The sequence below is a fragment of the Pantoea sp. DY-15 genome (genome assembly GCF_019795935.1).
Classification (GTDB): domain Bacteria; phylum Pseudomonadota; class Gammaproteobacteria; order Enterobacterales; family Enterobacteriaceae; genus Pantoea; species Pantoea leporis.
Genome location: NZ_JAIMIF010000001.1, coordinates 78,419 through 91,278, shown reverse-complemented (window position 1 = coordinate 91,278; position 12,860 = coordinate 78,419). Strand labels below are relative to the sequence as shown.

Annotated in this window: 15 protein-coding genes; 6 read left to right on the top strand and 9 right to left on the bottom strand. The window is 57.3% G+C overall.

From position 1 onward, the window contains the following. Positions 1-301 precede the first annotated feature (301 nt). Positions 302-2,887, bottom strand: a complete 2,586-nt coding sequence (locus tag K5Y32_RS00455) for an EAL domain-containing protein (RefSeq protein WP_222181519.1) — start codon at positions 2,885-2,887, stop codon at positions 302-304. A 219-nt stretch (positions 2,888-3,106) separates the two neighbouring features. Between K5Y32_RS00455 and K5Y32_RS00450 the strand changes: the two genes are divergently transcribed. Further along, on the top strand, positions 3,107-3,754 hold the full coding sequence (locus K5Y32_RS00450) for a CPBP family intramembrane glutamic endopeptidase (RefSeq protein WP_101762487.1): 648 nt from the start codon (positions 3,107-3,109) through the stop codon (positions 3,752-3,754). Positions 3,755-3,795: 41 nt separating this feature from the next. Here K5Y32_RS00450 and K5Y32_RS00445 read toward each other — a convergent pair whose 3' ends face one another. Then, the gene (locus tag K5Y32_RS00445; RefSeq protein ID WP_222181518.1) at positions 3,796-4,527 is read right to left on the bottom strand and encodes an SDR family NAD(P)-dependent oxidoreductase; all 732 of its coding nucleotides are present in this window, start codon (positions 4,525-4,527) and stop codon (positions 3,796-3,798) included. Between the two features lie 99 nt (positions 4,528-4,626). On the opposite strand from K5Y32_RS00445, the gene K5Y32_RS00440 reads away from it, so the two are divergent. Beyond that, complete coding sequence (locus K5Y32_RS00440) at positions 4,627-5,007, top strand: helix-turn-helix domain-containing protein (protein ID WP_222181517.1); 381 nt, start codon at positions 4,627-4,629, stop codon at positions 5,005-5,007. A gap of 37 nt (positions 5,008-5,044) precedes the next feature. Here the strand turns inward: K5Y32_RS00440 and K5Y32_RS00435 are convergent, their stop codons facing one another. Next, on the bottom strand, positions 5,045-5,212 hold the full coding sequence (locus tag K5Y32_RS00435) for a hypothetical protein (protein ID WP_168197444.1): 168 nt from the start codon (positions 5,210-5,212) through the stop codon (positions 5,045-5,047). A 212-nt stretch (positions 5,213-5,424) separates the two neighbouring features. Between K5Y32_RS00435 and K5Y32_RS00430 the strand changes: the two genes are divergently transcribed. Then, positions 5,425-5,595: a hypothetical protein gene (locus tag K5Y32_RS00430; protein WP_222181516.1), complete on the top strand. Its 171-nt coding sequence runs from the start codon at positions 5,425-5,427 to the stop codon at positions 5,593-5,595. A gap of 111 nt (positions 5,596-5,706) precedes the next feature. Next, entirely contained in the window at positions 5,707-5,940 is a 234-nt protein-coding gene (locus K5Y32_RS00425; RefSeq protein ID WP_110867781.1) for a hypothetical protein, read from the top strand. A gap of 114 nt (positions 5,941-6,054) precedes the next feature. On the opposite strand, the gene yniD is transcribed toward K5Y32_RS00425, so the two are convergent. The 5 genes from yniD to K5Y32_RS00405 form a co-directional block, all read right to left on the bottom strand. Then, positions 6,055-6,162 carry a small membrane protein YniD gene (gene yniD / locus K5Y32_RS24820; protein ID WP_021507251.1) on the bottom strand — a complete coding sequence of 36 codons (108 nt, stop codon included), beginning with the start codon at positions 6,160-6,162 and terminating at the stop codon, positions 6,055-6,057. A 79-nt stretch (positions 6,163-6,241) separates the two neighbouring features. Next, a complete protein-coding gene (locus K5Y32_RS00420) occupies positions 6,242-6,670 on the bottom strand; it encodes an OsmC family protein (RefSeq protein WP_101762490.1) in 429 nt (142 codons plus the stop codon). A 62-nt stretch (positions 6,671-6,732) separates the two neighbouring features. After that, the gene (gene lldD, locus K5Y32_RS00415) at positions 6,733-7,923 is read right to left on the bottom strand and encodes an FMN-dependent L-lactate dehydrogenase LldD (protein ID WP_222181515.1); all 1,191 of its coding nucleotides are present in this window, start codon (positions 7,921-7,923) and stop codon (positions 6,733-6,735) included. Further along, positions 7,920-8,687: a transcriptional regulator LldR gene (lldR, locus tag K5Y32_RS00410; RefSeq protein ID WP_222181514.1), complete on the bottom strand. Its 768-nt coding sequence runs from the start codon at positions 8,685-8,687 to the stop codon at positions 7,920-7,922. Before lldR ends, lldD begins: the two co-directional genes overlap by 4 nt. A gap of 176 nt (positions 8,688-8,863) precedes the next feature. Then, entirely contained in the window at positions 8,864-10,036 is a 1,173-nt protein-coding gene (locus K5Y32_RS00405) for a cyanate transporter (protein ID WP_222181513.1), read from the bottom strand. A gap of 87 nt (positions 10,037-10,123) precedes the next feature. On the opposite strand from K5Y32_RS00405, the gene K5Y32_RS00400 reads away from it, so the two are divergent. Beyond that, positions 10,124-10,984, top strand: coding sequence for a LysR family transcriptional regulator (locus K5Y32_RS00400; RefSeq protein ID WP_192236741.1), 861 nt, complete (start codon positions 10,124-10,126; stop codon positions 10,982-10,984). A gap of 88 nt (positions 10,985-11,072) precedes the next feature. Then, positions 11,073-12,434, top strand: a complete 1,362-nt coding sequence (locus tag K5Y32_RS00395; protein ID WP_222181512.1) for an amidohydrolase family protein — start codon at positions 11,073-11,075, stop codon at positions 12,432-12,434. Positions 12,435-12,590: 156 nt separating this feature from the next. On the opposite strand, the gene K5Y32_RS00390 is transcribed toward K5Y32_RS00395, so the two are convergent. Then, on the bottom strand, positions 12,591-12,788 hold the full coding sequence (locus K5Y32_RS00390) for a hypothetical protein (protein ID WP_039333073.1): 198 nt from the start codon (positions 12,786-12,788) through the stop codon (positions 12,591-12,593). Between the last annotated feature and the right edge of the window lie 72 nt (positions 12,789-12,860).

Sequence of the window (12,860 nt, the reverse complement as noted above, 5' to 3'; positions counted from 1 at the left end):
CCTGGATAAATAGACAACCGGTTTTTGAGAGTAGCAAAGCGTGACCGTGAAACGGAAATTTTTACAGCAGATTGGTCGCACTAATCAGCTCAAAAGGGCGATCTTCCTCTCAAAAGTTAGGATTAATCGCACGCACTGTCTAAAAATCAATCCGCCAGCCACTACAATTAACTAAGAATTTTCTTAGCGAGGAGACAATGATGGAACTGGTGATTTTTGTTGGCTTCGCCGCTCTGATGACGTTTGTTGCGATCAGAGTGCGTTAAGCGGTTTCAAATGATGGTCGCCATAAATGGCGACCCTACGATGTTAATTCTTCCTTCAACCGGGCATTAAACGCTGCCAGCGGCATGGGGCGGCCGAGGAAATATCCCTGCCCTTCTTCACACGACAGCGCTTTCAGCTCCCTGAGCTGTGCTTCGGTTTCAATCCCTTCTGCAGTAATGGTCAGCGCAAACGCGCGAGCCAGGCCGACAATCCCCGCCACCACCGATTGCGCCTGCTGCGATTCCGGGAACTCCTTCATCCATGAACGATCGATCTTCAAGCCGTTGAACGGAAAGGTTTTCAGATAGCCCAACGCCGCATAGCCGGTACCAAAATCATCCACCGTCAGCCGCACGCCGAGCGCGCGCAGGCCTTGCATGATCTCCAATGCGCGATCCGGATTCTCAAAAGTGACGTTTTCGGTGATCTCCAGCTCCAGCCGTGTGGCCGGTAATCCACTCACCTCCAGCGCATGCGCCACGCGCTGCACCAGATCGTTATTACGAAACTCCACCGGCGAAATATTCACAGAAACATAGCGCTGTTCGCCCCAGTCGCGGGCGTCCACGCATGCGCGCATCAGCACCCAATCGCTGATCGCAGCGATCAGGCCGTTCTCTTCCGCTAACGGAATAAAGCGATCGGGTGTGATCCATTGATCGTCGGCTATCTGCCAGCGAATCAGCGCTTCAGCGCCAGCCAGCTGCCCGCTTTGCAGCTGATAGCGCGGCTGATAATGCAGCGTGAAGGCGTGATTGTGCAGCGCGCCCTCAATCGCCTGCACCATGTCGCGTTTTGACTGCAGATGGTTCGCCATATCGGTGGAGTACCAAACCCACTGATCGCGTCCGGCACTGCGCGCCTGAGCCAGCGCAATATCGGCCAGGCGTAACAGCGCTTCCGGCTGAGCCGCATCCTGCGGTGCTGATACGATGCCCATGCTGGCGGTGAGGCTAATTTGATGCGATCCGCTGATGATCGGTTGATGCACCATGCGCTGCAGCGCACGACAGCGATATTCCACACCCGCCCGCGTGCTTTCGCGCAGCAGCAAAATAAAGGCATCGCCGCCGAGCCGGGCCGCCAGTTCATTCGGCGCCAGCAAGCTTTTCAGCCGTGTCGAGATCTCATTCAAAACGTCATCACCGACCGCGTGGCCCCACGTGTCGTTGATCGGTTTGAACTGATCGAGATCGAAACTGATGACAAACAGCGGATCATCCGCGCTGACACACTCCAGATACGCGGTTAAATACTCCTGCAGCTGCATACGGTTCGCGAGGCCGGTCAGCATGTCATGACGTGACAGAAACTGAATTCGCGCTTCGGCGTCCACTTCATGAGTGATATCCGACACCGTGCCGCGAAAACCCGAGCGCAAGCCGTTACGCCGAATGGCTTTCGCCATTAACTGCCCAATGCGGCGCTCGCCGTTGGCCGACATAAACTGGCAGCGCAGCGGCACATGTTTCACCTCTTCGCCTTGACGCATCAGCCAGGAGACCAGCGAATGGCTGGGATGGCTCAGCAGTTGATCGAGCGGACGTCCAATCCAGCTTTTCACTTCATGGCCGGTCACCGCAGCAAAGCGCGACGAGAGATAACAGAGGCGGCCCTGTGCGTCGACTTCCCAAATCCAGTCCGACGCGGCTTCCGCCAGATCGCGAAAACGCTCTTCGCTGTTGGCCAACTCACGCTGACTGATAGCCAGCATTTCAAAGCGACGATCGGAGATCACCGCGTTGTGCAGTGCATGCCGCAGCACGCGACGCGTCACCAGCGCCACCGCCAGCGCGGTGAACAGCAGCAGCGGCATCATCAGCCACATCACGCCGAAGCCGGGATTTTTCGGCTGCCAGCGCAGCACCAGGGGTTCGCCCTGCAGCACCGGCTCCACCAGCCGTGGCTCATACAGCGCATCGTTTAGATCGCTGGCGATGCGCGGTTCAATCACATTCAGGGATGTGCCCAGCGTTTGCAGTTTTTGTGGCGTGAAAATGTTAACGAACACCATGACCGAAGCGGGGCCGGGCATCGTCGGCAAATCCTGTCCTTTGCCCGGCGTAATCGGTGCGGCCACGACGATCGCCGGGTTACTCTCCACCAGCGCATTGCCTGCAACGGCGTCATGCAGTGAGCGCGCCGCGCTTAGCAATACGTTGCTTTGTGCGCCTAACAAGCTCTCAATCGAAGCATCTGATAATTCACCGTTAATCACCGCATAGCGGGTTTTCCCATTGCCATCTACCACGAACACGCCGTCGTAGTGATACTCCTTGTAAAGCCCCGGACCAAAGTTCTCTTCGTCCCACGCCCAAACCTTATTGACCGTCAGATGCAGGTTTTTCCAGCCTTCGCCCCAGTTAGCATAATCGCGCGCATCGACGAGCATCTGTTGCTGCTGTTGCTGCCACGCCTGACGCATCAGATTGGCATCCTGCTGGATTGAGTCGATGTTTTGTCGATGGGCGATAACCAGCACCATCACCACAGAGAGAAGTAGCACGCCAAACAGCAGCGAGGATAAGGTGCGCAGACTGCGCCGCGTCAGCCTTACCGTGTGTGCTTCCATATTGGTCCTGGCAGCCAGTGCCGTGTGCCGGTGAAACTCAGAATTCATGCGCATTGCTCGTAGAATACAGGCAGCAAAAAAAGGCGGATGACAACGCAGACTGCGCACATCTCCACCCTGTAAGGGTTTGATCGGTTATCGGCCCCAAGCGCCGCAGATTTAGTCTTGTTGGTGGAATATTTGAGCAGCGCAAATGTGCAGCACGCCACCTCGACAGGGATGATCGGCGTTGCTACTATGCGCTCTCCTCTGCTCGCTGAGTCGCCTATGGACACCCAATCCGACAAAGTTACGTTAACGCTGTTCTACGTGGGTAGCTTTGTGGTCTATTACCTTGTGACCATGCTGGTTACGCTGTTTCCCAATTACGGGATGCTGCGTACCAACGGCTTGCTGATGCCGGTGCTCTGCCTGGTGGAGTTTGCGGTGATCTATCCGCTGTACCGTTTTTACTGTCAGCGTCGCAGCGACATTCCGCTGGGCTTTGTGCGGCCGATGCAGGCGCTGCTATTTATCGGTTTACTGTTCGCTTTGATGGTGGCGCAGACGCAATTTCTGCAACCCGAAGGCTGGCTGATTGCGCAATCGCAGCAGGGACGCAGCTCGATGTTGATTCTGCTGCTCACCGCCGTGCTGCTGGCACCGGTGTTTGAAGAAGTGCTGTTCCGGGGATTTTTACTGCAAGGTTTTCTGTTGTGGGCGCCGAGAAGCCGTTTTGCCTGCATGCTGCTCACCTCCCTGCTGTTCGCCGCGATGCATACCCAATATGTGCACTGGGAAACGCTGGTTGCCTTAACGCTGTTTTCCATGCTGCTGTGCTACGCCCGCCTGCGCAGCAACAGCCTGGCGCTGCCGATCTTCCTGCACACGTTAAACAATTTAATCGCTATCCTGCCCGCCTGGTATTTCGCCTGACCAAAGCAAAACAGCCATCCTGAGATGGCTATGTATGATGCTTACACCTGTGTCAAACCGCCATCCACACAGATTTCTGCGCCCGCGATGTAACTGCTCTCGTCACTGGCGAGGAACAGCGCGACGTTGGCCACCTCTTCGGGCTTGCCCATTCTGCTGAGCGGAATAGTGCTGGTGATGCCGTTGCGCACCTCTTCAGAAGCCGCCCGCATCATATCGGTATCGATCGGGCCAGGCGCCACCACGTTAATGCGGATACCGCGCGCAGAGAGCTCGCGCGTCCAGGTACGGGCAAAGGATCGCAGCGCGGCTTTACTGGCGCTGTAAACGCCGTATCCTTGGGTGCCAATCACATCGGCAATAGAACCAATCAATACCACGCTGGCGCCGGGCTTCAGCAGCGGCAACGCGGCCTGCAGGGCAAACACCGGCGAGCGCACATTGAGGCCGAAGATGTGATCAAAATGCTCAGCGCTAATCTCATCAATGGTAGCGTACTCCGCCATCCCAGCGTTGATCACCAACACATCCAGCTGGCCGGATTCACGCGTGATCGTTTCAATAATGCGCGTCAATTCACTCTGCTGGCTCACATCGGCACGCAGCGGATGCGCGTTGCCGCTGATGCTGCTGCTGGCGGTCTGTAACTCCTCGTCACGGCGCGAGGTAAACCAGGTGGTAGCGCCCTCACTGGCAAAACGCTGGCTGATTGCCAGACCAATTCCCTTTGCGCCGCCCAGTACCACCGCCACTTTGTTATTCAGTCTGCTCATCTGCTCTCTCCTGTTTGGGTAGAAAGCAGATGGTATATATTTTATACTTAATAACAATTACGCACTTTATTTATACCAGATATCGCGGAGTATATCGCCATGGCTGAAATCGACGGTAACAGCTTGAGAGATTTAGGGAAAACCCGGCCGGTGCTGGAGCACATCACCAATAAATGGTCGATTTTAATTCTCACCGTGCTTTGTACTAAGCCGTCGCGTTTTAATGAGATTCGTCGTCGGCTGGATGGCATCACTCACAAAGCGTTGGCGGATGCGTTAAAGCGGCTGGAGCGCAATGGGCTGGTGAATCGCGAAGTGCTGAACACCGCGCCAATCGGTGTGGAATACAGCCTGACGCCGCTGGCGCAGACGCTGCAACAACCGTTTATCGCGTTGTATGACTGGGCGCTGGAGCACGGTCCATCACTGGAACGCGCGCAGGAAGAGTACGACCGCACCCACACGGATGAGATCGCATAGGGCCGCCATTCATTCATGGCGACCGCTGGCACAAAAATTACTCTTTTTCCGCTTCGAAATGGGTTTTGAACTGTTCGTAGATTGAAATCATGTTGGAAGCATCACCGTGCAGCGGGCTCAGTTTTCCCGCGCGCACCAGTTCAATCACCAGTTGCAAGGCGGCTTGTTTTGGGCTGCTGGCTGGTTGGGCAATTTCGTTCGACATGTTAACTCACTCATCGTTTTTATCAGGGCCGCATAGTTTAGCCCAGATTGAGCTACGGTTGCGCACTGCGATGCGTATAATCGTGCGAGCCGGACAAGAAAGCCGCTCAGGGTGATAATTGACTCTCAACGCGTTTAGCTATACTGGATCAAAAAAGGGAACGACCAGCCACACATTCCGTACCAGCGAGAAGGTGTTAAAGGAGTCTGATTATGCTGATTGGTTTTGTTTTATTAGTGAGCGCATGTGGGCATGATGCCTGTGATGCCTTACCGGTTTCGGAGCGTATCTATCCGACCAAAGTGGCCTGTGAGCAGATGGCCGAACGCATCCATAAAGTGCGGCCAAATGTGGTCTTACTTTGTGGCGAAGTGCACCGTTAATTCGGTGCCAGCTTGATTAAAGTTGCGCAAATAGTAGCCAAACGGCATTGCAAGAATGGGTTGTAGCGTTCAAAATATAAGCTGCTTTTCACTATCATCGTTGTGAATCCAATGAAAACATCTCGCCCCCGTCGTCCAAACGGACGCTGGGTTTATTACATTTTGTATGATGGCATTCTCTGGCCCTGCCCCGTACGTTGGGAATGGGAAAGCGGCTTCGGCGGCTGGCTGCCATTCTATTTCTCGCCCACGTTTGAGTTCGTGGCGGGCGATCCACGCAAGGCGTATCGCATTGCGCGCAGCAGTGCGCGTAACGTACGCCAGACAGACGGTGAGTACGCCTGATTGATTAGCCAATCTGCCATGGGAACCATGACGCCGTGAGCAGGTAGTGCAGTAACTCCAGCACCAAAATCACCATCACCAACACGCCAAGCTTGTGACTGCTGATCCACTCTTTCATCCCCATATCATCGCTGCCCAGCGAATCAGCATCAGCGCCCCGCAGATGCACAACAGCACCACGATCATTTTCCAGTGTTTGGTTGCAGCCAGTTTTTTTGCCACGCATCCTCCAGACGACAGAAAGCAACGGTGCGCCCTAAGGCGCACCGTTGATTCTAACGCTGGTCACCCATTTGGGCGATTATTTATTCAGCGTGTAGTCGAGCGTGATTTCAGCATTCAGTACCTGAGAAACCGGGCAGCCCGCTTTGGCTTTCTGGATGATCTCATCAAACTTCGCGTCATCAATGCCCGGTAAGACGATGGCGCTGGTCAGCGCGATTTTGGTGATGGCAAAACCGTCGCCCTTTTTATCCAGCGACACATCCGCGGTGGTATCAATGCTTGTTGGCGGATGCCCTTCATTGCCCAACATCAATGACAACGCCATTGAGAAACAAGCGGCATGTGCTGCACCAATCAGCTCTTCCGGGTTAGTGCCCTTCTGGCCTTCAAAACGGGTATTGAAACCGTACGGTTGATTGCTCAACACGCCGCTTTCGGTACTTACCGTACCTTTGCCTTTAATGTCGCCTTCCCAATGGGCCGATCCTTTCTTATGAATGGTCATGTCATTCCTCCTGTTGTGTTCGACAGCTATTGAGTATAGACAACATGACTCATTCTGCTGGATTAGCTCACGGCGCGTGGACGCGCCGGACTCAAGCCCGCCTCGCTCAACAGCGCGTTAGCCTGCACCAGTGAAGCCTGCGTAATCTCTTTGATCGATTTCGCGCCAGTCAGCGTCATCGCCACTTTCATCTCTTTCTCAATCAGGTTGAGCAAATTTTCAACGCCGCGCTGACCGTGCGTTGCCAGCGCATAGACAAACGCGCGTCCCAGCAGCACGCTGTCGGCACCGAGGGCGATCATGCGCACCACATCCAATCCGCTGCGAATGCCGCTGTCGGCGAGAATAGTGATATCGCCTTTCACCGCATCGGCAATCGCCGGCAACGCGCGCGCCGACGACAGCACGCCGTCCAGCTGACGCCCGCCGTGATTCGACACCACAATGCCATCGGCACCAAATCGCACCGCATCGCGCGCATCTTCCGCGTCGAGAATGCCTTTAATCACCATCGGGCCATCCCAGAATTCACGAATCCACTCCAGATCTTTCCAGGAAATCGACGGATCGAAATTGTTCGCCAGCCAGCCGATGTAATCTTCCAGCCCGGTCGGTTTACCAAGATAAGTGGAGATGTTGCCTAGGTCGTGCGGACGGCCATGTAAACCGACATCCCACGCCCATTGCGGATGGGTTGCCGCCTGCCAGTAACGACGCAGCGGCGCATTGGGGCCGCTCATGCCGGAGTGCGCATCACGATAACGTGCGCCCGGCGTCGGCATATCGACGGTGAACACCAGCGTGGTACAGCCGGCGGCTTTGGCGCGCTCCAGCGCGTTGCGCATAAAGCCGCGATCGCGCAGCACATAGAGCTGGAACCACACCGGACGATTAATGGCCGGCGCCACTTCTTCAATGGGGCAAACCGACACGGTTGAGAGCGTAAACGGAATGCCTTTCAGCGCCGCCGCGCGCGCCGCCTGCACTTCACCGCGTCGCGCATACATGCCACACAAGCCGACCGGCGCCAGCGCCACCGGCATCGACAGGGTTTCGTTGAACAGCTTCGTTTCGAGGCTCAACGCCGACATGTTTTTCAGCACGCGCTGGCGCAGCGCCACGTCGGAGAGATCGGCGACATTGCGCTTCAGCGTGTGCTCGGCGTAAGCGCCGCCATCCAGATAGTGAAACAAGAACGGTGGCAAGATGCGTTGCGCCGCGGCGCGATAGTCACAGGCAGCAGAAATGATCATCCGTTATTTTCCTTGTGCTGAGGTTGGTGGCCCGGCAGACGCGTAATGCGCGCCTGGCGCGCCTCATCTTCATGCAGGGTTTTCATAGTGGTGTGAACAAAGCCGAGATGATCCATCGCCGCCTGGCGCGCCTTTTCCGCGTCACCGGCCATCACCGCATCAAACATCGCCTGATGCTGTTCGTTAAGACGATTAAAAATCACCGGATGGGTATACATGCGCTGACGGCTGTGCAGCACCGAGGATTGCAGCAGATCGAAAAAGCCGCGCATGGTCTGCAGCAGCACTACGTTGTGCGAGGCTTCGGCGATGGCGAGATGAAAACGCAGATCGGCCTGCGCCGCGAGATCGGCATCGTCGCTCTGCTTAATCTTCAGCAGCGCATCAAAGGCGTAAGCCAGCCGCTCTTTATCGGCTTCGGTGGCGCGCAACGCCGCGTGCCATGCGGTGCTGGCCTCTATTGCGTGACGCGCTTCAAGGATGTCGTAGCGATAATCGGGATCCTCCGCCAGCAACTGGCGAATCGGCTCAACGATACGCTGTTCCGACCACGGCTGCTGCGGCTGACGCAGCCAGGTGCCGCCGCCGCGTTTACTGATTAAAACGCCGCTGCTGATCAGTTGCTGGATCGCCTCGCGCAGTGACGATCGCGATGAACCAAACTCCGCCGCCAGCGCGCGTTCGGACGGCAGCCGCATGCCCGGCTCCAGCTGATGCTCGGTGATCCAGGCGCAGAGCCGCGCCCGCAGCGTATTTTCGGTCATCGCATTATCCTGAGAAAGGCTCCATCGCCATGCTGCATTGGTAGGACCAAAATGCAGCAGGGCGGGCTTGATGGAGGAGAATGGTTAATGCTTTGTTATTTCGATGCAACGAAACAGGCGGGATTTTTCATGTTATGTGACGACGCGGCCACATTTGAATCTTTTGGTAGGACCAATTACGCCGCAGTCCGGCCAAAGGCCCGATCATAACTGCGCGGATGAAAGCGCAGGTTCAGCAAAATCAGCCCGACCGTCACCGCCGCCTGCATCAGCCAGACGCTGGAAAAACTGTGGGTTAATGCCTGTAGCTGACCGGCGATAAACGGCATGCAGCCGGCGATGATAAAGCCCGCGCCCTGCATAAACGCCACCAGCCGTGCACCGGCCTGCGGATGCGGCAGGTGATCAAGCGCCAGCACCATCGCCAGCGGGAATGCCGCGCCCAGTCCAAATCCGGCAATCGCCGCCCACAGCCACGGCGCGAACAGCGGGGCAAACAGAAAGCCGCTCATGCCGATCAGCTGACAAACCAGGCTGATAATCAGCTGCGGACGCCGATCCGCCTTACGCGCTAGCAGCGGCATCAACAGCGCACCTGCAACCTGACAGAGAATCATTGCGCCGAGCAGCGATCCGCCGGCCTGCGCCGACCAGCCAAGATGATGATAGGCATCCGGCAGCCAGGCAACGCAGGTGGCGTAACCACCGTTCACCAGGCCAAAACTGATTGCCAGCGTCCAGGCGCGCGGCGTGCGCCACAGCGACGGCAGCGCAACGTTTTCACTGCTGGCGACGGTTGGCACCCGCACATATAACCACAATCCAATCGCCAGCAGCACCGGCAGCGCCCAGCCGCTCAGCGCCAGCGGCTCGCCCAAATGATCGCTGAGCCACGGCGATAACGCCGCCCCCAAACCGCCACCGCCCATTAGCGCACCGGCCCACAATCCGGTGACCGGCGCGCTGCGCTGCGCAAAGCGCTGACGAATCAGGCCCGGCATCGCCATCTGCACCACGCCCACGCCAAGGCCGCCAAACAGCGCGCTGACCACCAGCCAACTGCCGTCGTGGATCACGCCACGCGCCGCCAGCGCCAGCAGCAGCAGCGTCAATCCGGCTAGCAGCAAGCGTTGCAGCGGCACGCGCTGCATCAGCGAAGCGCTCAGTAGCGCGACCGCGCCCATCATCACCATCGGTACCGCAGGCAGCAGCGAAGCCGCCAGTGAAGAGAGTCCCATCGTCTGCCGAAGCTGGCCGAGTAACGGACTAAGAGAAGTGAGTAACGGTCGCATATTCAGCCCAGCCAATACCAAAGCGGCGAGCGTTAATCCGTTGAAATGTCGATTCATACACAATCCTGCTGCAAAGAGGTTGTCAGCATCGCAGCAGTCGTTACTATTTGGAAATGAAATAACACCATAACGACCAGTGGAAAAATGAATCGTCAGCCGATGTTTACCCCGCAGCAACTGCTGAGTTTTGTCGCGGTGTGCGAAACCGCCAGCTTCACCCGCGCCGCCGATCGCGTGCATCTGTCGCAATCCACCGTGAGCCAGCAGGTGCGTCGGCTGGAAGAGATGATCGGTAAACCGCTGTTGCAGCGCACGTCGCATCAGGTGGCGCTCACCGAAGAGGGCGAAAAGCTGCTGGGCTATGCGCGCCGCATCATCGCGTTAAATGGCGAAGCGCACGACGTGCTGAGCGATAAATGGCGCGACGGCGTGCTGCGCCTTGGCGTGCCTGAAGATTTCGCCGCGCCGACCGCCGGATTGCTGGCGGAGTTCAGTCGCGAACATCCGCAACTGCGCCTTGATGTGATGAGCGGCATGTATGTCGATTTGCATCGTGCCTGGCAGCGTGAGGAGCTGGATATCATGCTGATCAAACAGCCGGGCGGTGAACGTCCGCTGGCTGCGCGCCCCGAGCCGCTGCTGTGGCTGGACAGCGCCGCACATCCCTGCTTTGAGCAAACGCCGGTGCCGCTGGTGGTGTTCCCGCAGCTCGGTTTATATCGCGAGGAGATGGCGCAGACGCTGGATAGCCTCGGCCGCAGCTGGCGCATCAGCTACAGCAGCGCCAGTTTGGTGGCGCTCGCCAGCGCCAGCGCCGCCGGATTGGGCTTAACGCTGCTGCCCGCCAGCTGCCGCTTGCCTGAGCATCGCGTATTAGGGGAAGCCGATGGTTTACCCACCATCAACCATTTTGAACTGGCGCTATTTTGCCGTGCGCCGCAGGACGAACTGCAGCAGGCGCTGGCCGCCGCGCTGGTGACCTTTTGTCAGCTGCAGTGGCAGTGATTTTGCCACTGCTAACCAGTGGCAAATATCGCAGCGCGCTGCGTTGAGTTTTGCCAGATTAAGCGTTTCTCATTTGATGGAACCGCTGATGCAACTGACCTCTCCCAGCCGTCGTGAATTTCTTAGTCTGACCGCCGCCGGAAGCCTGCTGGCCGCCGGCATCAGCTACGCTGCGCCCGCTTCACCGCTGCTCGCTAACAGCACACAGCCGCACACGCCGCCACCGCGCGTTGCGCATTACCAGCTGCTCAATGTCCGCCTCGAAGAGGGCTTTGAGCGCGACGGTAAAGAGGTGATCGCCACGCGCACCGCGCTGTACGACATCACTATCAAAGACGGCACTTTCGCGGCGATTGATGCCGCAGGCAAAGCGCGCAACACCAATCTGCCTCAGTGGGATGCCAACGGCGCCCTGCTGCTGCCGCGCACCCGCGATATGCATATCCATCTCGACAAAACCTTTTACGGTGGTCCGTGGGAAGCGCCGCGTCCGCGTCAGGGCAAAACCATCATGGATATGATTGCGCGCGAACAGGTGCTGATCCCGCAACTGCTGCCAACGTCGCAGGCGCGTGCCGAAGCGATCATTGGTTTGCTGCACAGCAAGGGCACCACCGAAGCGCGCAGCCACTGCAATATCGATCCGGTTAGCGGCCTGAAAAGCCTTGAGCATCTCAAGCTGGCGCTGGCGAATCATCCGGAATTCCCGTGTGAAATCGTTGCCTTCCCGCAGCACGGTTTACTGCACTCGAAGGTTGATGGCTTGATGCGCGAAGCGATGCAGATGGGCGTGCAGTTTGTCGGCGGGCTGGATCCCACCAACGTGGATGGCGCGATGCAGGCGTCGCTGGATGCGATGTTCCAGATCGCCCTCGATTTCCAGCGCGGCGTAGATATCCATCTGCACGAAACCTCGCCATCCGGCGTGGCGGCCATTCAGTACATGATCGACACCATCGCGAAAAACCCGCAGCTGAAGGGCAAAGTGACGCTGAGCCACGGTTTTGCGCTCGGCACGCTGGAAGGCAAAGCGCTGGATCAGATGATTACGGGCATGGCCGAGCAGCAGATGAGCGTGGCGTCGACCATTCCGATTGGCAAGCTGACCATGCCGCTGCCGCAGTTGCAGGCGGCGGGCATCACGGTGATGACCGGCACGGACAGCGTGATCGATCACTGGTCACCGTTTGGCACCGGCAGCATGCTGGAGAAAGCCAATTTGTACGCGCAGCTGTATCGCGGTTCCGATGAGTTCGGTTTGAGCCGCGCGCTGCATATCGCCACTGGCGGGATTTTGCCGCTGTCGAATCAGGGCGAACGTCAGTGGCCGAAGGTCGACGATGAAGCCAGCATGATGCTGGTCGAGGCCAGCTGCTCCGCCGAAGCCGTCGCCCGCATCTCCCCGGTCCGCGCCACCTTCCACCGCGGATTACCGGTGTTCAGCGCCTGATATTCCCCGATACGCATCAATACGCACCTTGCCGTAGGGTCGCCATTCATGGCGACCGTCTCAATTGCTGCACCACCCCAACAAAAAAGCCTCCGCAAGGAGGCTTTACGTACGACTTAAACAGGCGGCATGCGCACACCCGATGAGTGCTGGATTTTACGAAAGCATCTGAATCGCCAGCGCATACAGCCGCTGGTTTTCATCGTCGCTGACAGGCTCTTCTTCCGCGTAACAGGCAATCATAGAGCTGACTTTATCCGAAGATAAGGTTTCTCCATGCAGATGCAGCGTTAACACGGCGCGGCCGACGATTTTCAGAATGTCTTCGTTTTGTCCCTGGACATAATGACTCAATGAAATGACCTCTGAAATATTATGGGTATTTACTGATTAGCCAAACGGCGGGGTAAATATAAAGCAAATCGG